Origin of the sequence: Paraburkholderia sp. BR13439 (genome assembly GCF_040948805.1) — a bacterium.
Classification (GTDB): Bacteria; Pseudomonadota; Gammaproteobacteria; order Burkholderiales; family Burkholderiaceae; genus Paraburkholderia; species Paraburkholderia youngii.
In genome coordinates this window covers 1-22,783 of the sequence record NZ_JBFPKN010000031.1, presented here as the reverse complement: position 1 = coordinate 22,783, position 22,783 = coordinate 1, and the positions used below count along the sequence as shown (strand labels likewise).

18 protein-coding genes and 1 pseudogene are annotated in these 22,783 nt (G+C 60.6%); 4 read left to right on the top strand and 15 right to left on the bottom strand.

Going from position 1 to position 22,783, the window contains the following annotated elements:
- Window positions 1-185 precede the first annotated feature (185 nt).
- The 14 genes from AB3X96_RS37205 to AB3X96_RS37140 are packed head-to-tail and all read right to left on the bottom strand — an operon-like array spanning window position 186 to window position 15,160.
- The gene (locus AB3X96_RS37205; RefSeq protein ID WP_368593658.1) at window positions 186-1,355 is read right to left on the bottom strand and encodes a hypothetical protein; all 1,170 of its coding nucleotides are present in this window, start codon (window positions 1,353-1,355) and stop codon (window positions 186-188) included.
- Between the two features lie 12 nt (window positions 1,356-1,367).
- Entirely contained in the window at window positions 1,368-1,976 is a 609-nt protein-coding gene (locus tag AB3X96_RS37200) for a type 4 pilus major pilin (protein WP_368593657.1), read from the bottom strand.
- Window positions 1,977-1,993: 17 nt separating this feature from the next.
- Window positions 1,994-3,127, bottom strand: coding sequence for a type II secretion system protein (locus tag AB3X96_RS37195; RefSeq protein WP_368593656.1), 1,134 nt, complete (start codon window positions 3,125-3,127; stop codon window positions 1,994-1,996).
- Window positions 3,124-5,382, bottom strand: a complete 2,259-nt coding sequence (locus AB3X96_RS37190) for an ATPase, T2SS/T4P/T4SS family (protein WP_368593655.1) — start codon at window positions 5,380-5,382, stop codon at window positions 3,124-3,126. Before AB3X96_RS37190 ends, AB3X96_RS37195 begins: the two co-directional genes overlap by 4 nt.
- Before the next feature lie 3 nt (window positions 5,383-5,385).
- Complete coding sequence (locus tag AB3X96_RS37185) at window positions 5,386-6,129, bottom strand: hypothetical protein (protein ID WP_368593654.1); 744 nt, start codon at window positions 6,127-6,129, stop codon at window positions 5,386-5,388.
- Complete coding sequence (locus AB3X96_RS37180; protein WP_368593693.1) at window positions 6,116-7,444, bottom strand: hypothetical protein; 1,329 nt, start codon at window positions 7,442-7,444, stop codon at window positions 6,116-6,118. The genes AB3X96_RS37185 and AB3X96_RS37180 overlap by 14 nt, the downstream gene beginning before the upstream one ends.
- A gap of 8 nt (window positions 7,445-7,452) precedes the next feature.
- Window positions 7,453-9,066 (bottom strand): type II secretory pathway protein, encoded by a 1,614-nt coding sequence (locus tag AB3X96_RS37175; RefSeq protein WP_368593653.1) that lies wholly within the window; start codon window positions 9,064-9,066, stop codon window positions 7,453-7,455.
- A 4-nt stretch (window positions 9,067-9,070) separates the two neighbouring features.
- Window positions 9,071-9,700 (bottom strand): toxin co-regulated pilus biosynthesis Q family protein, encoded by a 630-nt coding sequence (locus tag AB3X96_RS37170; RefSeq protein WP_368593652.1) that lies wholly within the window; start codon window positions 9,698-9,700, stop codon window positions 9,071-9,073.
- Between the two features lie 3 nt (window positions 9,701-9,703).
- Entirely contained in the window at window positions 9,704-10,141 is a 438-nt protein-coding gene (locus AB3X96_RS37165) for a lytic transglycosylase domain-containing protein (protein ID WP_368593692.1), read from the bottom strand.
- Entirely contained in the window at window positions 10,141-11,442 is a 1,302-nt protein-coding gene (locus tag AB3X96_RS37160; protein ID WP_368593651.1) for a TrbG/VirB9 family P-type conjugative transfer protein, read from the bottom strand. Before AB3X96_RS37160 ends, AB3X96_RS37165 begins: the two co-directional genes overlap by 1 nt.
- Window positions 11,439-12,227 carry a transglycosylase SLT domain-containing protein gene (locus AB3X96_RS37155; RefSeq protein ID WP_368593691.1) on the bottom strand — a complete coding sequence of 263 codons (789 nt, stop codon included), beginning with the start codon at window positions 12,225-12,227 and terminating at the stop codon, window positions 11,439-11,441. Before AB3X96_RS37155 ends, AB3X96_RS37160 begins: the two co-directional genes overlap by 4 nt.
- 31 nt (window positions 12,228-12,258) lie before the next feature.
- Window positions 12,259-13,569 (bottom strand): TrbI/VirB10 family protein, encoded by a 1,311-nt coding sequence (locus AB3X96_RS37150; protein ID WP_368593650.1) that lies wholly within the window; start codon window positions 13,567-13,569, stop codon window positions 12,259-12,261.
- Window positions 13,570-13,577: 8 nt separating this feature from the next.
- Entirely contained in the window at window positions 13,578-14,462 is an 885-nt protein-coding gene (locus AB3X96_RS37145; RefSeq protein ID WP_368593649.1) for a TrbG/VirB9 family P-type conjugative transfer protein, read from the bottom strand.
- Window positions 14,459-15,160: a type IV secretion system protein gene (locus tag AB3X96_RS37140; RefSeq protein ID WP_368593648.1), complete on the bottom strand. Its 702-nt coding sequence runs from the start codon at window positions 15,158-15,160 to the stop codon at window positions 14,459-14,461. The genes AB3X96_RS37145 and AB3X96_RS37140 overlap by 4 nt, the downstream gene beginning before the upstream one ends.
- Before the next feature lie 470 nt (window positions 15,161-15,630).
- On the opposite strand from AB3X96_RS37140, the gene AB3X96_RS37135 reads away from it, so the two are divergent.
- Window positions 15,631-16,209: a hypothetical protein gene (locus AB3X96_RS37135; RefSeq protein ID WP_368593647.1), complete on the top strand. Its 579-nt coding sequence runs from the start codon at window positions 15,631-15,633 to the stop codon at window positions 16,207-16,209.
- A gap of 145 nt (window positions 16,210-16,354) precedes the next feature.
- On the opposite strand, the gene AB3X96_RS37130 is transcribed toward AB3X96_RS37135, so the two are convergent.
- Window positions 16,355-17,719, bottom strand: coding sequence for a replication initiation protein (locus AB3X96_RS37130; RefSeq protein WP_152854522.1), 1,365 nt, complete (start codon window positions 17,717-17,719; stop codon window positions 16,355-16,357).
- 1,579 nt (window positions 17,720-19,298) lie between these two features.
- Here AB3X96_RS37130 and AB3X96_RS37125 point away from each other — a divergent pair.
- The 3 genes and pseudogenes from AB3X96_RS37125 to AB3X96_RS37115 form a co-directional block, all read left to right on the top strand.
- Window positions 19,299-20,507 (top strand): ParA family protein, encoded by a 1,209-nt coding sequence (locus tag AB3X96_RS37125; RefSeq protein WP_368593646.1) that lies wholly within the window; start codon window positions 19,299-19,301, stop codon window positions 20,505-20,507.
- Entirely contained in the window at window positions 20,504-21,484 is a 981-nt protein-coding gene (locus AB3X96_RS37120; RefSeq protein WP_152854520.1) for a ParB/RepB/Spo0J family partition protein, read from the top strand. Before AB3X96_RS37125 ends, AB3X96_RS37120 begins: the two co-directional genes overlap by 4 nt.
- A 1,217-nt stretch (window positions 21,485-22,701) precedes the next feature.
- A pseudogene (locus AB3X96_RS37115) lies at window positions 22,702-22,783 on the top strand (IS5/IS1182 family transposase); the annotation flags it as partial.

The window sequence follows — 22,783 nt, the reverse complement described above, 5'->3', positions numbered from 1 at the left end:
CGTCCATCCTGGGTCTGTGGGACACGTCGGTGCTGTCTGCCAGACCGTTGTTATGTGACCGACGCACGTCGAGTCCTGATTGTTGACCGAGCACCTCACCGGCCCTGCCACTGCAGCATGGCTTAAAAGCACCGCACAGACGGCCAGCGCCATCCTGATTATCAGTTTTGTCATTTTCTCTATTCTCAATAGGAACAGTACGTCGTCGCAACGGCGGTACCGGGGATAACGGTGTTGTCGCCTGGGCTTCCATCCACGATATAGACCGTCCATGGGCCCGTACCATCGACCCTGTAGTGGATCGAGGCGGTCGGGTCGGTGTAGGTGCTCTGTCCGGAAACCACAATCCCCGGCGTCCCGCCCGCCGGACACACTGGATTGGGCACGAACGTACCGTTCCCGTCGGGAATAGCGGTGTAGCCGTACCACAGCTTCGGCCCGCCAATGGGCATCCACTGCAGAACGCCCGACACCTTCTGGCACGACAGCACTAGGCCGGAACCGTCGCTTGCCCCGGCCATGGCATTCACCGCCGGGCAAGCGGTTCTTGGCCATCCCACGCTGCCCATCCCGATCGTCGTACCGGCGGTGACAGTCGTACCAGCCGTGACCGTCGTGCCCGCGGCTACCGCACCGCTTGCCGCCACCGCGCCCGTGGCTCCAACATTCGCCGCGCTCACCGTCCCCTCTGCATCCAGATCGTGAACGTTGTGCAGGCTCACGTGATTGACGTTCTGGTCTCCCGTCCACGTCAGCGCGCCGTCGCGCCGGATATAGACCGAGTTGCCGTCCGAGGTCGGTCCGTTGGTCGCAAGAATCGCGGCCGGGACATTGCCCAGCGGATTGTTAGCGGTCCATGCACCGTTCAGGCCAGTGATCGTTCCCGCGTTCTGCGTTTTCGAGTACCCGAAGGAATTGCCGCCAGCCTGCGCAATCTGCGACGCGCCGACGATATCCGGCACCCCGCCTCGCGTGAGCGGCTTCGACGGATACATGACGTAGGTGACGTGGCAGTCACCGGCGCTCGCCGTACACGTTGCAGGCCCGACACTCATGCTGATCACGTACGACCCGCCCCAGAACGGTCCCGCAGCGTGCGGCTGTTTCAGGTTTCCCTGCGTAAAGAGGTCATTGAGCGTCGGCGGGCTGGCGACCACCGCGACAGGGCCCCCTGCAATCAGCGTCGCGTAATTGTTGGTCACCCAGTCAGATAACGCCGAATTGATGACCGCCTCGTTCTGGCCTTCGGCCGTCATGACCTGCGCGCGCCGTTTCGCTGCGTCTTCCTTGATCGCGACCGTCGTCATCAGCGCAGCGGCCACCAGCACGACCACCATCTCAACGATGCTGAACATGGGCGACTATCCTTAGTTGTTGTGCGTCGCGTACATCGCAATGCTCGCCGTCGCACCACTCGAACTGCACGCCGTTCCCGCAGTCGTCTGGCTAAAGGTCGTATTGGGATCGGAGACGGTCGTCCCGTTGACGGTCACCTTGGTATAGGCGCCTGCCACCGCGCCCACCGCGAGCGAACAGACCGTCGCCGGAACCGGATAGGTCAGCACCATCGCATCGTCGGTCGTGGAAATGGTCGCGACCGCGGCGGTCACCGGGCCACCGAAGATGCCGGTCAGCGTGCCGGACGTCTTGTTCACCCGGCTACCGGCCGAATCAAACGCGTGATTCTGCGCAAGCGTGAGCAGCGATTCAGCCGAAAAATCGGTGTCGCTCGCCGTCGCGTCCTGAATACCGCTGCGGAAGAGTTGCGACTCGCTCTTGAACTGGTGGGCGTGGATACGATCCATCACGAAGCTGCGACCCTCATATACGATGAGTGCCAGCAGCGCGGCACCCGCCATCACGGCAGCGCCTTCGATGATCGACAGCTCGCCGGACTGTTTGCGCCGACGGCCCATGCGCAGGATCGCGGCCTTGCGTTGTTCCTGGGTCTGATTCTGGATCGGGTTTTTGTTCATTTTTCTCATTGCCTCGGTCAATTGGATACAGCGGATGTAGTCGGGGAAGAATCGAAGCTCGCAGCGCCGGTCGCAGCGTACGATCCGATGCCCAGCACAAAAAACAGCGTGACGGCGAAGCCGAGCAGCACGTAATGCGTGATACGTGCATTTCGGCGCACGGTGGCGACGACGCGGTCCAGCGATGTTCGGCCCAGATTCTTGATGGCCTGGACAAACTGGTCGCGCCCCGCCGCGTCGGCGATGGTGTCGATCACCACCTCGGAGAAGATGCCGGTGTCGAGCGCCCGCATCGGTTCATCGGGGCGTTGCGTGAGCCGCCGGCTCATGCGGTCGATGTGCCACCAGAGCCACGGGTCTGCGGTCTTCGCAAGCCGGTCGAGCGCAGCACGCAGGACGAGATTCGAATCGAAGAGACCTGCAAGCGACACGATGAGCAGCGCAGCACGCAGGTCGCGCCGGTTGCGCCACATCAGCGGCAATGCATCTACGCGGTTGCGGAAGTGTCCGGTCCAGCGTTTGAGCGTCCAGAAATACAACGACACCAGACCCGCGGCGATCGCAGCGCTCAGCCACCAGTACTCGTAGCAGAACGTGTCGATCGCATAGAGCGTCTGCCCTACCGGTAGCCATTGATCGACCGGCTTCGTGTCCGCGACGGCCGGGAAAATTTCTCCGCCGAACAGCATGCAGAACATGTAGAGATAGACGATGAGAAATGCCGGATAGGCCATCTCCAGCGACGTCGTCGACGCGAGCACACCCTCTGCGTGCGCGGCCATTTCTGCGAGCTCCAGCCCGCGCACCGCGGCGTCTTCGCGCGTCGACGTACCGGCGATATCGAGCAGTGCGTGTTCCTGGCTCGGAATGAACGGCTTGAGTGCGGTGGCAAAGTCGTCACCAGCGACCATGCGCTTCGCCACCGCATTGAACACGGGCCACGTCAGCCACCTGCGCGAGCGATGACGCTTTTCGAGGGTTGTCAGCCGCTCGAGCAGCGTCTCGCGATTGCGCAGCCCCTTGGCCGCCACGTCCAGACGTGTCTCGCGATAGAAGGTCTCGCGCACCTTCTGGAAGCGCCATCTGGCGATGCGCATGCGCTCCTTCTGCGGCAGCGCCATGAAGAGCGTATGAGTCAGTCCGCGGATCACGACGGCATCCTCCCGTCGCGGTCAGCGAAAATCCGGTATTCGTCAAACGGACGCATCGCCGTGTCGATGAAGCGCGGATCGATGATGCCTTGCGACGCCTTGTAGAGCGCGTGCTCGTAGATCGTCTTGCCCGTCATGTCATCGCTGTCAAACCCCGTCGTGCGCGCCGATCGCCATACCCGCTCAGCGCCGCGCCAGTCGCGTTCGGCAGCGCGCTCCAGAAACTCCAACGTCGGCCGAAAAATTTCCATTGCAAGCGTCTGCCCTTTCGTACCGGCCGCGACCTTGCCCGCCCGTGTGAACAGTCCCTTCAGGCGGCAGTGTTCGCAACCGGTTTCGTCGCGGCACGCCATCTTCGAGGTGTCCAGACCGAACTTGCGTTCGAGCGTTTCAATCTGCGCTGCGGGCATCACATCGCGCGCCGGCACTTTGCAGTGGGGGCACAGCAGGGGGATCAGTTTCTGGTTCGCGACCGCATTAATGAATTTCTCCGAGGACACTTCGTCCATCGGCAACTGCAGGCGCCCACCGGCCAGGCGCATGAATGCACCGATCGCACTATCCGCATGAAGCGTGGTACGCACCGGATGCCCTGTGAGTGCGAGCTCAGCCACGAGCCCGGCGACAACACGATCGCGGATCTCCCCGACCGTCACATCGTCCGGGTCCATCCGCATCAGCGTTCGGATCACCTCGGCGCACTTGCGGTTCGCTTCTTCGTCGGTCTCATCGGGACGACGCGGAATCGAAATGTCCGAGAGCCACGGCTGCGGATACTCGGACGGTTCATTGACTGCGAACTGCTTGCGCAGGTCACGAGACGCGAGCATGAAGGACATCGCGCGCAGCAACGTGGACTTGGCCGAGCCCGTCTCGCCGGTCAGGACCGTGACACCGCCGCTGACGTTGCCCAGCGCCTGAACGATGCGCAACTGGGACGTCTGCAGCCCCATCTGTTCCGGCATCAGCACCTTGAGGTTGCGGAAGTTGCCGTCGAGCAGGCGCAGGCCCACATCGAAACCGCCAACGAGCGGCGAGCTCTGCCAGCGGATATTGACGATGTCGGACTGCACAACGAGCGGGATCATCGCCGACTGCGACGCCGTGGGCTGGAACGTCTCGCCCGAGTTGGTGTTACGCGCGACGAGATCCTGATAGGCGGCCGAGAGCGCGCGACGCACCAGCGCCTTGGGCAGCTTGCGGTACGTGTAGAGGTCGCCGTTCACGCGGAACCGGACTTCGACATCGTCGTTGAAGTCGCGGTACTCGAAGTGAATATCGCCGGCGCCATAGGCGTGTGCGGCTTCGGCCACGTCGCGAAATGTGCCGATCGCACGCGAACTTTCGGGAAGGATGGCCGCCGAGCGGTTGCGCTCGCTCGCGTAGATCGCGGCAATCACCGCGTCGGTCGCGATCATCTCTTCATGCACCTTGATGTCGGCGCGCTCGAGATCCATCACATACGTCGGATACAGCGCGGACTCGTGGAACGTGCGAGTCGTGATGATGATCGCCATCCCCGCTTGCACTTCGACCGCCACAAACTCGCGGCGCGCCGCATCGGTAATGCGCAGGGTTGCATCCTGGCCGCGCTCACTGAGGATGCGCTTGAAACCCAGTGCGTCGGCGGCCACCAGTTGCGGCAGGCCTGACGGCAGGAACTCCGCCTGCTGCGACACCACGTCAGCTTGTGCATGGAGTTCGTGCACGTCATGTGCCTCGTCGGCGGACCCTGTGGGCGGCACTGCCCGCGGTGCAACGTCATGCGCTTCCATCCTTTGCACGGCGGGCTCAGCAAGGGGACGCTCCACCATGCTGGACGCCATCGCTGATTCGGGACCAGCATTGCGCATCGCTTCAGCGACGTCCTCCGCGACCCCTTGCCTTTCAGCCGGGTGATGAGCCGCCGGCTCAACGTGCGCCTGGTGCGCCGTCGCTTCGGGTTGTGACGGATCACCGCCGGCGCTCACGTACGAGTCGCCTTCATTGGCGTCGACGTCAGTGACGTCGCCCATTCTCAGCCGCATGCCCAACGTCATGGGCTGGCCCGGCTTCGTGTCTACAGGTTCTGCCTTGAGTGGCTTGTCCCTACGCATGAAGCGCGGCTCGCGATTCGTGTCCTCCTTGCGGCCTGCACCCGCGATAGGCATCGACGCGGGGGATTCGTCAGTGAACCCGGCGCGAAGTGCGCGGAACCGCCCAAGAATGCCGCGCGAGGACGGCTCGTCTTTTTCAATACCGTTGAAGAGGCTCATCGTTTATCGTGCGGCAGCGGAAAGGGGAAAGGAGGAAGGCAGCGGACCGCCGAGATCACTCAGCGTTCGCGTCGGACTGCCCGGCTGCTGCGCGTTGTCGGACGTATTGGCCGTGCCGCCGCTGATGGTTTCGGTCCAGGTACGCTTGCCATCGGTGACAGTGACGACGAATCCATCAACCCGCTTCACGGTCCAGCCATTGAGCAGCTTCACGCCGACATGCGCGGGATAGGAGGCGTTGCGGTAGTCGTACAGCACCGACGTTCCGCTCGTATCGCTGAAAGCGCCAACGAATCGCACCGGTTCCGTGTGGGAAGCCGGCGGTGTCGCCCTGATGACCTGCGCAGTGACGGGCACTGTCGAAGGCGCAGGCGCGTTGAGCGTGACAGCAGTACCCTGCGGCCCGCCATCGCCGGCAAGCTGCCGTGCAATTTTCGAACGGGTAATCTGGTCGATCTCGTCGATCGACAGGTGCGGCGCAGCGGGAGCCGGTAACGCCTGCGCTGCCGGTTGCGAGACGGGTTGCGAGACGGGTTGCGAGACGGGTTGCGAAACCGGTTGAGAAGCCGCGGAGGGCGAAGCAGCGCCTGGCGACCCGGGCGAACCCATGTCGAGACTGGCCGAGGGGACGCGCACGCTCGCCGTCTGCATGTGCGACGAAGCCGGCTTCGTCTGTTGCGCCTGCGCAGCACCGGTGATCAGCGTCAATGCACTGGCAATCGCCGTCAGCCGTTTATTCGAGAACATAGTATTTGCCCTTCGCTGTGAAATGGATTCCGCCCTGGTCGCCTGCACCGCCGTTCGCCTTCCCTGTTGCACCCTGTTCGTTCAGCTTCAACTCCACAGTCATGGAGTCGAGCGTCATGTTCGATGGCAGCTTCGCGAGCAACGGCGATTGCCAGCGAAAGCCATTGATCTCCCATGTGCCGACACGAATCATCTGCGCGGGCCGCGGGCCGGTTGCGCCCGGCGGGATCGCGAGTAACGGCTTCGCAGGTTCGATGTGAACCGTGTACCCGTAACTGATCAGCTCGAATGGTTTGGTCGAAAGCTTCTGCGGTGGTGTCTGCAGGGCGTCGATCAGTCCCTGCTCGGTCGGCCATGCCTTCTTGTCGCTGGCTGTCACGAACGCGACGCCCGGCACCAGCGGACCGCGCGCTCCGGCATGCAGACCATCCGCATCAAAGCGCAGCGGACGCATCGCCTCGGGCGCCGCCTGGCGGAGGTCCTCAAAACTCCCGCCGTATCGGCGAAGGGTCATGGCGCAATAGCCCTGCGTCGCGCACACTGCCTTCTCAAAGACCCAGCCCGCCACGACTGATTCGCTGTTGCCAAGCGTGGAAAGAAGCGCTGGCGCGAGCAGATTGGCGCGCGGCATCTTTGCCGCGAAGGTCTGACGCACAAGCGCCTCATATCGATCTTCCAGCGACGGCTCTTTTGGCGCAGGCGGTGCAGGAGGATTGAGCAGGTCCAGCAGCTGGATGCCACCGAATACAACGGCCGCGGCAATCACCAGCACCGGCACGAGTGTCGGCAGGTTGACCGGTACTTTCGCGATGCGGCCAGTCTTGCGATCGTCAAGCAGCGCTGCCGCGCCGAAGCTCTCGTCCACGTCTCCCACGGCCTGGCCGGAACCGAGCGTGGTCAGCGCCAGATTCAACCGCAGGCATTCCTGCTCGATCGTCAGACGCCTTTCGTGCGCCTTCGGTACCGTGAGAACCTCGTCGCTGCGTACGACACCGCGCACCACGAAGACGACATGCACGCGCTGGTCATCCTGCAGCATGACGAGTACGGCAGCCCTTCCCTTCACACGTTCGTGCTGGGCGATCCGCGCCGCTCCCGAATACAGGCGCGCGCCCTTGATCTCACCCGTCTCAGGTGCGCAGAAACCACCGATGGCGTCCTTGCCGACCTTGTATTCGATGTAGTGCGTCGCGCCGAAATCATCGGCGTATCGGCGGCGCTCGGCGCGCATCTGTTTTGCGGGATACGCGCGCCAGTCCAGTCCGAAGACCAGACGCGCGTTCTTCTCGCGCGGCAGCGGATCGGTAATGTGCATGCCCGTGCTCACATCGACGGGACGACCGTAGCCGTCAGCATGATCACCTGGAAGGTCTTCGACTTGTTCCACAGACCCGTGATACCCGCGATACCGCCATTCATCGTGCTGTTCGCAAGGTCCGTTATCTGACCGTAGAGCACCACCGTCTGACCATCAGACAGCGCGATCGTCTGGTCCTCCTTGCTGCCTGTCGTGTGCGCAAGCTGGATCTGTTGCAGCGTCTGGCCAGAGCCGACCGACGCCGACGTGAAGGGACCATTGAGCTTCGAACTGTCGGCCCAGTACGACAGGATGATCTGGTTATGGTCGTTGACCGCCGGCAGGATGTTGACGAAGTCACCTGTGGTCACAGTCCCCGGCGTGAGACCCGGCACCCCACCGGACGTGGCGTTGAGGCTCCCCGCAGACGGCGAGGTCGAGCGCAGATAGTCATCGCTCTGGAACGACGCGATCGAAACGGGCAGGCCGTTGAGCGTCATCTTCGTCTGCGTGTTGTCCTGCACCGTGCGGCCATACTGGTTCAGCGCATTGATGACGGCGTTCGTGCCGGAGAACGGCGCATTCGGTTGCAGCACTGACAGGCCGACCGTACCCCCGCCCGACGAGAGCGACGTGGGTGAGGTGAAGCTGACCGCATACTTGGCAAGACCGCCCTGGATATAGTTGAACACCACGTCGGCATTCACGCCCGCCTGACTGCCGTTGTTCAGCGCGATCTGCAGCGTACGCACGCGCAACATCACCTGGCGCGTCGAGACGGCGTTTTCCTGCGCAAGCAGCTTGCCCATGCGGTCAGCCGCCTCACGCGTGTCGTAGACCATCACGAGGCGGCTTTGCGGGTTCACGGTCACACGGCCCATTGGCGAGCGCAGCTTATCGAGTGCATCGCTGATCGCCTTGATCTGGTCGAAATCCCCTTCCCGCCCCGTCGACGTCTGTGCCGCAAAAGATCCCGTATTGCCGCCCGATCCACCGGTGCCGTTCGCCTGGTTGCCCGTCGAGGTGTCCATGCCCTTGGACATGGTCGACTTGATCGACACCTTGCCCGGGATCGCGGCGATCTGATACATGCGCGTGACAAAGCGCGTGATGTTGATGGTCGAGCCGTCGAACGACCAGTCGAGACCGAGGTCTTCGGTCATGCGTGTCAGATACGCGCCGGCATAGCCCGTGAAAACCTGGCCGTAGACAGGCTCTTCATAGGCGTTGCCGTTCAATCCTGTCGTTGTGCCCTTGCCGCCCGCTGACTCTCGCGGCACCAGCGAACTGCGCGGCACGAACACGTCGGGGCTCAGATGGACCGGATAACCGGTTGCGCCCGAGATCAGGGTCGAAATCTGCCTGATACCGATGTTCGCAGGCATCGTCACCTTCTTCTCGCGGAAGGTGGCGGGCAGCGTCGCTTCATACGCGACGGGCACAAGCCGGTCGCCGAGGAACGCTGTCGGCACATCTTCCACCAGCGCCATCGAACCGGGCAGATTGGCCATCGCATCGCTCCCGGTGCGATGAGCCGCGTCGTAGGCCGCGTTGATGTCGCTCTGATTGACCGCGCAACCTGCGATCATCAGCGAGCAGGCGACGGAAAGGCCAGTTTTGATAATGGATGCGTGACGCATGGAGTTAGTCCTGGCAGTTGGCCGCGCGCGCGATGACGCGGATGACGTTGTTCGTGTGACGGCAGACGCGCGTGGGCACGCGCATGTGATTGGTCGCCTGCATGACCTGCGTGAGGACAGACGTGAAGTCGCCTGAGAAAGTCGCATTGAATTCGAGCGGTAGATCGTCATCGATCTTCCACGCAAGTTGCCAGCCCTGAGTCTGCAACCAGCGGTCGAGCGCGTTGCGCAGATTGAGGTCCTGCGGCGAGACGGAAAGCGTCAGCGTGGCAGCCGGTGCTGTCGGTGTGCCCGGCAGAACCACCGAGGCAACACCTGTTGCGATCGGTGAGGACGAGGCATCCAATGCCGTCCGCGCAACGGGTGCAGCAACCACTGCTGGTGCTGGTGCTGGTGCTGGTGCAAGTGCGAGTGCGGGCGCGGGCGCGGGTGCTGGTGCAGAAATCGCAGTTGTCGCGCGAGACGACGGGACTGCCGCGAGGATCTGCCATCCGTCGCCGGCGGGGGCCGCAACGTGCGACTGGTCCGGGTCGATTGCGGCGTGGCTCCAGTCTGATGCGCCCACTAGCACCAGTGCAGCCAGGATACGCGCGATCACGCGCACCCGTTCATTGCGTTCGATGGTAACGTTCATTCGTTATTGCCCCTGCCGCTGCAGGCGGCGATAGATTGCGTTGGCATAGATCAGCTGCTTCTGGGTCGAAACCGCGTTATAGGCACCCACGGCTTTCCAGGTCGGCCCGAACTGTCTGATGTTCGAGGCCAGAATCCACGTACCGACGTAGGCGTTCACGCAGGCGTTGAAAAGGTGCTCCCGGCGAATGCCATACCGGGCAAGCCTGGGTAGCCACGATGAGTTGATCTGCATCAGGCCGATGTCTTCGGTCCCGTTGCTGTTCACGTTCACTGCGTTCGGCCGCATGCCGGATTCGTGCTGTGCGATCGCGCGGACCAGTTGTGCGCTGACGTGCCGGTAGGCAGCAGCGTCATCAAGGCAGTCAGCGCGCGCAACGAAGGCACAGCCAAGCAGCACCGCGCTGACCACGGAAACAATGGAAATGCGCGCACCGTGCATCACGATTTCGCCACCGCCGTTGCAGGTGCCGTCGGCTCAGGCCGGGAGCCCGGAGCGGCACGCTCGAAGTACTTCACATCGTGGCGACGGGTGACATTCACGGTATTGCCATCCGCGGTGACGATGAACTGTTCGGCCGTGCCGTTGAACATGTAGTACCGGCCCTTCTGCTCGCCCGAACCCAGGTGCTTCACGTCTGCTACATGGATCTGCACTACGGACTCGGCGAACTTGAAATACGTGTGGCCGTCGCGGTCGAACACAGCCTCGAGATGCGCGGGGCTTGTGGTGTCGAAGTCATAGACGGTCCCCGCGGAACGCGCGAGCTCGACCGTCTTCGTGCCGTCTGACACGACCATGCGCTCGGCGCGCTCGATGGTCATCACGTTCGTACCGGCATCCCACTTCGGATGCAGCGAACGGCCTTCGGGCGTTCTGAACGTCAGCTCCCCAGTGGGCTTCGACGCGAAGCGGATCTGTGTATGCGTGTCGTCGCCGTCGCGGATCGCCTGCGCGCCAAAGTATTCGGCCAGCAGGGATGCGGGCGCAGCGGTCGGTGCCGCTTCCTCTGGTCTCGCAGCCACGGTCTGCGCAACCGCATCGGCTTGCGGTTTCTCGCCAGCGGCATAATTGAGCGCGCCTGACTTCGGCGCATCGCGGTGCAGGCGGATGTGTCGCGACGTGAAGTCGACGTCCGCATACAGTCCGGTCTGCGTCATCAGGCGATCGAGCGCCTGCATCCAGTTCTCGCCCGCACGCGTGGCAAAGGCGCTTGCGTCGGTGATGTCCACATCCTTCTGTGCAGACCCGGTCCAGCCCTGCGGAGCCAACGCCTTCACGAAGCTGGCCACGGGCATGCTTGCCTTGAGCGCGCGGACCGGTTCAAGCGCACCATGTGTGCCGATGAGAACGAGGCGATTGGTGAAGCCATCGAAGCCAGCGGGCTGATCGTCGCGCAGCGCCGCGAGCGCGCCACGCGCTCCGCCGCCGATGAACGTGTTCGCCTTCGTCCAGCGCGCACTGGCAGGACGGCCAGCTACCGTGTACGTGATCGTTTCGGGCGTTCCATCGACCACGACATAGGGTCCTTCCGCATGGCCACCGACTGCGGAAATAACCTGACCCGCGCGAGGCTGGATGTAAGTCTTCGATCCGTCGTTGAAGATGAGCGCAGGACGTTCTGCGATACCACCTGCAATCTCGTAATCGAAATCGAATGGGTCAGTGTTCGCCGCATGGACCGTGATAGCGCCGAACAGCGCGAGACAGGCAAGAGCAGTTCGGGAAACGTTGAGTTTCATAGGCCGGCCTGGATCTGGTTGAGGTGCCGCGCGAAACGCGCGAGATACGCCTGCCCCGGAGCCGGATTGGCGCTGTGGTAATAGGCAATCGCCTTCGCGACGGAGTGCGTCTTGCTGTAGTTCTCGTTGAGAATGTCCTCAGCAACGCGGATGCTGGTGGCCGGAGACAACGCGTCCCACGGCGATGCGAAACGGCGCGCGTGGTACGCCCAGTTGATCTGCATTACGCCTACGTCGAAGTCGCTGCGGCCGCGTGCGATCAGCGACTGGACAATGCGATAAGCATCCGCACGGGTCTTGAAGAAGAAGCCCCGCCCCGCGATGTTCAGCGTCCAGGGCCAGGCCCGCCCGTTTAGACCGGACTCGTTCAAGGCGATGCCCGCGAGTATCTTCGGATCGACGCTTCTATGCATCAGCTCAAACGGAGCTGTCGCACTCGCGCACGCCCAGCCGCCGCGGCCCTCGGCAATCGCGGCCTGGGCGTCATCGTCCAGTACGGTTGGCTGCAGCCAGCCTTTCGCGACGAGCAACCGCTCGAGCGAGACGTCGCGCGAGTCGACCGACACGGTGATACCCGTATCCGGATCGCTCGCCACGGATTGACCCACCAGCGGCGTCGCCCATTTTTCGAACACCTGCAGCCCGCACCAGAACACGGGCTTACCATCAAACGAAGCGAGCGCGCGGGCGTTGCCATCGGCCAGAACAACGCTTGTCGGGCTGATCACTTCAGCGATCGTCGCAGCCTGGGCGCCGTGAAGGTACGCGACCAGCGCAACAACCATTCCGCCGATAGCAATACGTTTATCGAGCGGCTTACTCATCGCGATACGGCTCCAGCACAATGTCTCGATTGACCTTGAGCATGAAACGGCGCTCACCTGGGTCCGATGTAATGGTCGGCGGGATGTTCTTGTATCGTTCAAGCACTGACTGGGCCGTCGTGGCGGCAACCTGGCCCGCCGTACTGCCGACCTGGGTAACACCAAGCGGACCCGTGGTGGTGGAGGTTTCGCCACCGTCGTACTTGTGCAGAAGGATCGCGACGAGAAAGGACGTCCCGAAAATCTTGAAGAAGTGGTTGTTGACATCGCCCGAGAAGCCAGCCGAACCGTCGCCATCCGCACCCTGCGCGCCGAAGAGCGGGACATGCTTGCCATTCGGCAGGCGCAACTCCGTCGCAGCTACGAGAATGCTTTCCTGGCCCGGCTGAATGTCAGAGCTATACGGTGCCGTGATGAAGCTGCCCTTAGGGATCATCAGGCAGTCGCCACGGATGCTGTCGTACACATCCTTTTCGACGATCAGTGAGGCTGTGCCGGGACGATCGGAATTAAGTCGCTCTGTCGAGAGCACGCCGATGTGGTGGGGAGGCGAAAGCACGCAGCCATGCGCCTTGCCCACAAAACCGGCGTGCGGAAAATCCTGGTCGCTACCGGACTGCGCCGACACATTCCTGATGAAGGTGGCATCGTGGTCCTGGCCCGAATATGGACGCGGCGACTGCGGCTGTCCTGCTCCTGCGGCCGCGAAGGCCGACGCGAGTCGTTCGGCGACCGACCCTCCCGCCGCCTGTTGCGCGGCAGCCTGCTGGGCCGCGACCTGAGCGGGCGTGAGCACTCCCGGCAACGGGTTGGGCGTCGTAGACGCACGCGCCGTATCCTTGACCTTCAGGCCCGGTTTGAAGATCGGCGACGCGAAGATCGCGTCCGTGTCGGCGTCAGCCTTAATCTGCCTGGTCTGCTGATCGTTGATAAAACCATCGGCGGTTAGCGCAGGCGCGACATTCACCATATTCGACGTAGCCGCGGGCGAGGACGAGCGTGCGGCGGCCGCCGCGCGCGCTTCGGAGGCCGCCATCTTGCGCGCCTCGCTCAACTGGTCGTCGATCGTCTTGTTGAGGTCCTGCGTGTTGTTCGACTTGTCGACGACTTCAGCAGCCTTCGCCTTTTTCTGCAGCGCCGCCTGTTCGTCAACCTTGGCGCTCTCTTTCACCTGGTAGTAGAAGCCGAGTGCTCCGATCACGACTGCGGCGACGCCGCCCACCGCAAACAGTGCGTTGCGGGGCGACTTCCCCTTGAAAAGACTTGCGTGCGGATTGTTCTGCTGATCGGTCGGTGAGTTCATCTCGCCCCTCAGAAGCCAAACAGGCCTGCACGGCCGCGCTTGATCGTCACTTCCTCATTCGGGGCGCGCAGCACGATCTGGTTGGCTATCTCCTGCACGACGATGTACTGGCCGCGCCGAATGAAGTTCGGGCTCACGACATCCCCGTGATCCTTGACGAGGGGCACGGCAAACGGTGCATTGGCGGGCAGGCGCAGCCATACCGACTTGCCGTCATCGAACACGGTCTCGGGACGGAACGACGCCGAACCGGAGACTGTATAGTCGAAGTTGAGTTTGTCGGGCGAGACGCCAATTGGGCTCGAATCCGTCCGGCCCTCGGAATCGTCACCGTGGCCCTCGGGGCCAACGCCCGCTTGTTCGCGCGCGCGGACCTTCGCCATGACAGAGCCGGGGTAGCTGAAGCGCACAGTCTGATAAAACAGGCCGCCCATCGGCGACGACACGAGCGTCATGTCGTACTCGCGCAGGTTGGTGGTCAGGTGAAGGGTGTTGACGAGGCCGGGTTTGACTGGCTTCACGAAGAGGTGATTCTCGCCGTCCGTGTCGATGACCCACTGTATCGAGTCACCCATAGCTGGATCGGTCGTCACGCGCTCGCCCTTCGCCAGCTCAATCGTTGTGTTCTTCAGCGGCGCGGTCATGATCCGGTAGATCTGATCGCGGCTATAGGGAAACACGACCATCCGAGCATCGCCCGGCATGGTGATCGGGTCCGAACCGGCGTTATAGGGATTCACCGGGCTCATCGGGTCGCTCATTGCCGTGGCGAGGTCAAACGAAGCGGCCGGGGCCACGACGCCCTTCTTCGCTGCATTCACAGCCGGGCAAACGGCAGCCGCGCATGCGAAAGCGGCCGCCCACAAAGCGAGCGTGCGGGAGGCGATCATCATTGAGTTTTTTGGATCGAGAACAACGGATAGAACATTCCGAATGGATTCGAACCGAGTGCGTCTTCGGAAGTCGGTGGGACGATCTGATAGCGGATCGTCAGGGCGTATTTCTGGACGACAGGCCTGTCGGTAGGCGACTGCGTCGTGCTGGTTGTGAATTCCACGACGCCGGTCGAGTCTTCAAGCAGTGCAACGTTTGTGACGCGTACCTCCCGAACCAGCTTCGGATTCAGGGTGATTGCCTGGAATGGAGCGTCGCTTTTGACCCAGTCGCCGAACTGATTGCGCGCATTGCCAACCATCATGGCTTTGATGCCGTTGATGTTCTTTGCCATGCGGGACGTCTGGATATCGTCTGTGAGGACCGGTTCGATCGTGAACCAGCGCTCAACGGCTTCCCGAAGCGAAGTGCGGATTGCCTGGTCGTCGGGCTTGTATGCGGCCAGTTGGGCGACTACTGCGTGGCCGTTGACGTCGGACGAAACGCCATATGCCTTGACGACCGACGGGGGGGGATTCCGCGTATAGACCGCGCCCCCAGCGATAAAGGCCAGGATGAAACAGAACGTCTTCCAGTGATTGGCTTCGGTACGCAGACGGGCACCCATGTCGAAGATGATCTTCTCAGGGTCATCGTTTGAGTAACCGCCAGGCGCGGTGGAAAGGGCGATTTGCTTCTTGCTGCGGAACAGGGGCATGACGGTCGATCCATTTGGGCCGACTCAATTGAATCAGCCCAGGGTGGAAGCCGATCATGCGAAAGAGATGCGATTTATCGCCGCTTTTCGGCGCGGCCCCAGAGGTTCACGGACGGCCGAGCCGGCTCAGAGACCTAAGGTGAAATGACGCAGAAATTCGTGAGCTTTTGGGGAAATCGGTTGTCCTGTAAGGAGGTAGCATCTTCCCATCGACTGTTTCACGCGTTTCACAGTCGGCGGTCCGGTTTGCCCGACGAAGTCAGATTGGTTGTGTGCGCAGTTTTCCACTTATTTTCAATGCCTTATTCCCAAACGCATTTCAGTTTTTGCATGCGCGTGTTGAAGACAGGTGTCTGAGCCGGCTCAGACACCTCTTTCACTGGTGCAACGAAACGGGTAACTCACAACGCCTTCAGCATCCAATTGCTGCTGTCTCAGATAGATCGGTTCCTAACGAGCAGGCTAAGAACATGGAATACAACAACGACATGACACTTCGCCGCGAAGCCGCCATCGCGTTGCACGAGCAGTTGCGCGCAAGACGGGCTTCCGTAATCGCCATTGGTGAGTTCTATCTCTCAGTACTTGAACAGGGGCTGTGGCCGAGCTTGCGAGCCATTGCCATCGAACTGAACATCTCGTATCCGCAAGTGTCGAGGATGGTAGGTGCTGCACGACTTCCTGAAGCCGTGCTTGAAGTATTCAGGAATAGAAAGTTATCTTTTAGAAATATTCAGACGCTTCAAACGCTCACTCGCCAGCTTGGCGAACCCGAACTTACTCGTCGAACTGCGCACGTCACTGCGAATTGTTCGCTTGAAGAAGTGTTTGCTGTGCTTACCACTGGAAAGCCAGTCGTGCGCGAAGGCGTGCGGGTAAGGATCATTCCCGGTAAAAAATATTTACGCCTCGACGTGCCAAATTACGAGCAGATCGCCACGCGGATTGTAGAACTGGAAGCGATCCTCAACGCGTTGCTTGCGACCTACAACCGGAAGCACCGGGCAGGAGCTCTCTCTGCACCTAAGAAGGCTGCGACGCGCAGCTGAACTCACTTGAAATCTGTGCGGGCGCATTTGATTGACCGAGCGAAGCCGCATTCCTCCTATGCAACCCTGTCTGGAGAAACGAACATCGGTCGCGGGCCCTATACTTTGTCGGTAAGCGGGCACACAGCAGGTTCCTGCTGCAGGTTCACGCCTCGTCAACAACGACCGCTTTAGACACTCGCGCAGCCTTCGCCTTCCGCGATATCTTGCCGGCAACGAAGGAGCCGAATGCGCTGTACACCTTGGGATCTGTAAGTTGCGCGAGCAGGTCCTTCGGCTCCGCCTTAATCACTTTCGCAATGAGTATTGCGCCGGGGCTTGTCGCGAACTCTGCGGCCACATTTGCCTGTTCTTCCTGAGCGAGCGTGTTGTAGTGGTCCCAGCCAAGTGCCACTTCCTTCTGCTTTTTGTCGTTGGCCGCGGCGCTCAGTTGGGCTTCACGTGTGTCGGCGTCCTGCTGCGCTACCTGCTGAGTGGACTCAAGCGCCAGAGCCTGCTGATGGATGTCCTTGTCGATGGTGCCCAGCAGGTAGTCCTCGCGTAACGCCTTCATGAAATAACCGCCTGCGCGCACTTTAACCTTCCCCCGGGCAGCCATATGTCGCGTGTATTCGATGGCTTGGTTGATGCGGTCATCGGTGTACGTCGAACGATTGGCAATGATCTCGTTGAACTCCGCCCTGTTGAGCGCGAACTCCTTGCGCAGCGTGTCGTAAAGGGATTTAAGCACGACGAGCGCTGTTTTTTGCTCATCGCCTTGGCGCTGTCCCTGCAACCTGAAGCGTAGTTGGCCGATGCGCTTGGACCCCGGAACGTTTTGCGTAAGCATGTCGATACGAATGCCCGTAACTTCCAGGATCTCAGTCATCGCGATCTCGAGCACCTTGCTGCGGAAGTGCTTGAAGAGGTCGTAGGTCTTGGTCTCGCAACCCATCAAGGCGCGCATGGCGGTGACCTCGAACCATGGCGTCACGCCGTCTGCCATGTATGGCTGGAGCCGGTCGTAAAGAACCTTCGAGTGAATAGACTTGAAAACGTAGCGCAGACTCAGGAAGTGCGATGCACTGGGATTTTTTATGGCTCGTTGAAGCCGCTCCGCCAATTCAAAGGTGAACTCACCGTCGTCAACAAATGCCGAGCCCATCAAAGGGACAGAACCCCAGCGCTCTTTAGTGGGGTCCGCGACGTCGATTTCGGTCAACTCGATCGCGGCTTTCTGGGCTTCGCGAATTAGCTTGGTGAGGTGCCGCCGGTTTTCGCTCGTGGTGCACATCAACCATTTGAAGAGCCCAAAATCGACGCGATACTCCTTGCGGATTTCAGGGTCGTCTGCGACCAGGAAGTACGCAACATCGACAAGACGGCGGGCCGCGAGGCTAAGGTCGACGATCTTGACGAAAGCGTTGCTTCGCCGGAAGCCCAGATCATGGGGTGCCGCAACAATGCTTTCGCCTCTGGCCGTGTAGTCTTCAAACAAGGCCAGAGCCAGTTGATGCGCCGCGCTATCCATACCCTCTCCAGTTGGTCTGGGCCGGAGCGTGACCTGGTAAGGTCGAAATGTCAAAACAATTTCGGTGACTTTGCCTGATAGAAAGTTGTTCCCGCCGCAACATACGCGTTCTGCAGCAGTTGGAGGTGGCAGACAAACGGAGCCGAGCGCCGACAAATACCGTGGGTTGCCGGCGGGAGGAGCACAATTTTGGTGACCTTTCAGTCCCCCCGTTTTCAAGAGACCGGCGTTAGCAATCGCGATTGTGAGTATGTGTTTGGCCGAGCGAACTTCGCGGCGGTTTGGTTTGGTAGTTAGTGTCTTTAAGAAAACTAAACCAACATACTAGTGATAACGCACTGCAATAAAATCAAGAACTTAGCTTGGAAAGGTCACATCAGCGGCTCGGTTGGTCACCGGGATTGTGCGGCAAAGTCATCGTTCGGTGCAGATAGGTCACTCAATTTGTCTCAAGAGCCGGGCGCGGATATCGAAAGGTCACCGGATTTGTGGCGAAGGTCACCAAAATTGTTGGGGGGGACGTGGCAGGCCTGCCGGAGGCTGGTCTCGGGCAGTTTGGGCCCCGGCAAGGTCACCAAAATTGTTTGCGCCAGCGCACACTCCGTACGCCAAGACCCCTGTTGCGGCAAGGCTTCGCGACAGTGCCGCTCATGTCTGGCGTGGCAAGGTCACGAAGATTGCAGATCCGTCCGTGCGCTTGAGTGCCCTTAACTTGGCAAAGTCACCGAAATTGTAGGATCGCGACGTGAGACATGGTCTTGGAAAAGGTCACCGAAACTGTGGAGATCTGCCGCTTCGAGGTCCGCTCGGCGCCGCTCGGCAGCCCCGGCGATCGGAGTGGAGTCGGGGAATAGAGATTGCCGTGGCGAATGCACGCTAAGCTATTGACGCGGTTGGGAATTGCAATGGGTCAGGGGCCTCTTGCGAGCGGTTGCTGGCGCCCATTGAGCTCCGGCGGCAAAGTCACCAGAATTGTAGGAGCGCCTATGATGCGCCAGGAAAAGTCACCGAAATTGTTGGCAGGGCACCCTATGTTTGCAGAAAAGCCGCGAGCATGGACGTTTGCGCGTTCTCTGGGCCGAGAAAGGTCACAAAAATTGTAGGCCTTAGCGGGTTACCGCCATTTAAGATAGCCTGCAAAATGGCTGAAGCCAACAATTTCGGTGACTTTGCCTTCCCCGTGTTCGGAAGATCGCACAATCCTGGTGACTTTGAGTCAGGCGAACGTTTTGGAGCCACAATCTTAGTGTCTTTGCCCTTCTATCGAAGCGTAGATCGGGGGAACCGCGGGTCCGTTGGAAGCTCACCGAACGAAGACTTGCTCTTTTGAATACGCCATTTCTGCGACTACAACCGCCTTACACAACCGTTTGATTTTCGGTCCCCTCCAGCGAGGGGGGTTATGGGCTGCTGGCGGGGATCACCATTCCGTCGTTGCTGAGCTCGGCGGGATCTTCCCAAGCCTTTACAGCGCGTTCTGACGCGTCGATTTTTTCGAAAAACTTAAAGTAAAGGATGAAGTTTTCCCCTCGATCGCTTATTCTACGCAACATCAAGAATTTCGATGGGAGCGTCGAATATGCTAGTGAAGAGTGAATTTCCAGAACTCAATAGAACCGTCACTCTTGACGGCGTGGAAGAACTTTCGAAGAAACTCGATCAGCTAACCCGCGACCTGAGGAAGGACATTCTGACGCCCAATCCGCGGAAGCATGCCCCGACATTCACGTCTACTCAGGTGGCGGAGATGTGCGCCATCGACCGCGCGAGGCTTCACTACCTAGCGACCCGGGAGGGCAGCACGCTCCCGCAAGGAGAGGTCCAGGGCAATGGCCGGATCCGCAATTTCAGCCTTGCCGAGACGCGGGCATGGGTCCAGCAAGTCTCTCCGATCAAGAAGTCACCGCTGCTGGAGAAAGGCGAAGCAGCGGGACGAATTGTTGTCACCTCGAACTTCAAGGGGGGCAGTTGCAAGACCACCACCACCATGTGCATTGCGCAAGGGCTCAGCCTGCGCGGGCGCAAGGTATTGCTGGTTGACCTGGATCCGCAGGCGTCGCTCACTGAGCTGTGCGGCCTGTATGCAGAGAAGATGTTGGGCGAGGACGATACAGTACTTCCTTTCATTTACCAACCGAACGAGGCCGAGCTCGAAGACGTTGTGCAGCCGACGTACTGGGACGGGATTGATGTCATTCCAGCCCACCCAACGCTTTTCGCGGCTGAGTTCTGGATTCCCTCGCAAGTAAAAACAGTTAAGGGATACAAGTTCTGGTCCATTCTTCGTGACGGCTTGGCGCCGCTGCGCAGGAAGTACGACTACATCATTCTCGATACGGCGCCGTCGCTCTCGTATCTCACTATCAATGGGCTAATGGCGGCGGACAGCATGGTGATGCCTCTGGTTCCGGAAAGTCTGGACTTCATTAGTTCGGTCTCGTTCTGGAGCCTCTTCAACGACATGACGCCGGCGTTCAGAGAAGGCGGCGACAGCGAAAAGAAGTTCGACTTCGTCAGTATTCTGCTTTCGCGCGTTGACAACAGTTCGACCTCCTCGGCCCCGATCGTTCGCAGCTGGGTGCAGGCGGCATATGGCCACTGGATGAGCCAGACCGAAGTGCCGGCAAGCTCGGTGATGAGCACAGGCGCGGTGGGGTTATCGACGGTGTTCGATGTATCGAAATGGGAGGGCGGCAACAAGACGCTTGCCCGTATTCGCGAACCTCTTGAAGAGTATTGTCGCTGGATGGACGATTTTTACGCCAACAAGTGGGGGACAACAGAATGAACATGCGCGAGCGCCTTAAGGCAAACACGCAGAATTTGGTGCCGGCCGCGGAAAGACACATTGAAGAGCCGACAGGGGACAACAACCGGCCCAAAACAGGCATTGGCTTGATGACCAAGCTGAATCAGGCTGAGCAGCGCATTGCAGAACTCGAAGCGCAAGGGGCGCAGAGCGTTGTCCCTGTCGCCAAGGTTCGACCAAATCCCTGGCAGCCTCGAACCCGATTCGTCGAAGCCAAACTTCGGGAGCTTGCGGAGAGCATCAGGGAAGTAGGATTGATGCAGCCGGTACTGGTCCGTCGCATTACGTTGCAGGACGGCGAAGAGTACTTTGAGCTGATTGCTGGTGAGCGTCGTTGGCGCGCACATCAGTTGCTTGAACTCGAAGACATCAAGGTCATTATTGTCGATGTCACGGACGCCGATATGGCCGTCATGGCGCTGACCGAGAATATTAGCCGGGAAGACCTAACCGACTACGAGATCGGGAAGGCGATGCGTCGGGCCGAAAAGGAGTTTCCGGACCGGAAGAAAATGGCGGAAGCGATGGGCCTTAGCCGCAGCTCGCTCTACCGCTACATGGCGTTCGAGAACCTTCCGACGTTCATGCTCGAAGACCTGGAGCGGAGCCCTGGACTCTTTAGCGGTAACGCCGCGAGCGACACGAACACAGTGCTCAAGAAATTCGGTCAGTCGGCGTCCGAAGTCGCGGCGGATCTTTGGAAGCAGCTGGTGAGCGGTAGCCTTGAGCAGAGCAAATTTGCGAAGCTTCTCGAGGGGTCCATGCTCCGACGCGGAGCCGCGCCGCCGACCACGAATCGAGACATTCATAAGGTCTATGCAGGTAAGGCTCACGCGGGCAGCATAACGAAGGATTCGGTGAGTTTCACCGTCAAGCTGAAGAGCGCCATCTTGACCGAGGCACAGGAGGAACGCATCCGGTCGGTGATAAATGAGCTGTTCGCTGATATCCCGTAATCGTAGCGAGCGAACGCGAAGTCCCCTCTTCGGAGGGTTTTTTTTGTGTGTTCACGTAGTAATACTGTTGTGACAGGCTCCGCCCTATCGAATCGAGCAATCAGCGGGGCGTGTGGTAACGCCAGGTACGGCGCCGGACACCACCGACGCCGAAACGAGGTGACGCAATCTGTTCCTACTAGGAACACGGGTTCTGGTCTCTAGGCGCAGCAGGTCTGGGATCGCGTTGGTTTTCGGATGTGCGCGTTGCGGGTAGGAACACATTGCACGGGCGTAAAGGGGCGAGCTGCCCGTCCGGTCGACCAGCGCTGCGACGCCATCAGGCGCACCGAAAATTAATGAGCGGCCGCACGCTTCCGACGTCGCTCGCAACGGTGGGGTTTTACTGCGAAGGTGCCCAATAGGGTGAGATAGAGATGGGCCAAGGTCGCATCTTTTGTCGACGGCATGGCATGGCACCGAGCTTACCCTTGACCGTGTCCTACTAGGACACGCTGCTCGGAGTCCGGCAATGAAAGGGGTACGTCTGTCCGCCTACGTTCACAGGTCGCCCTGCTCGGTCGGCGAGTCATTTCACTAGGGGGTCGCGGTTTCACCTACCCCGACGAGCGCGCGAAATGAGACCCCGTCAGCTCTTCCCGTGTGTTCGTCTAGTAACACATCATAGATTACACAGGGAAAGCGCACTGTGGTGTCGCGCGAAGGCTGGGAAAAAGCGGCGGCTGAGACTCACGCGGACCGCGGTTCTACGGACCGCGGGATTGGTCACGAGCTGCGTGTTCCTATTAGGAACACGGTGCCCCAACGCAAGGAGCAAGAGCACGAGCAGCTGTCTGGCCTATTCGGGTCGAAGACTTCGGCCTTGAGTCGGGGGTGCGAAGCGACGAAGATCGCAAGGAGCGGGGTATCAATGCGACTGTGCCTGCGTGATGGTGCTCAACGCTTGCGCCGCCAGCGCGCGGCCTGAGCCGATGTCGCCGGCTTGATTCAAGTGACTCGGAGACTCGTGCGGTGGCGCGAGCGATTGGGCGGTAAGTCCCGTCACCCTGCATAGTTGACGCGGCTGGCAGGGACAGGAAGGGGGCCGGTCGCAAGCGGACCGTAGCATCGCCTCGGCGTGTTCCTAGTAGGATCACGGTGGTCGTAGAATCCAGCCTGCCCGACAGCATTTCTAGAGGGTGTTAGGCACTTTATGTCGGACCTGGTATCCTGGCGGAATGAAAAATCGCAGGCCTTACCCAACGGATGTATCGGATGAAGAGTGGTACTTCGCCGCTCCGTACCTGACCCTGATGAACA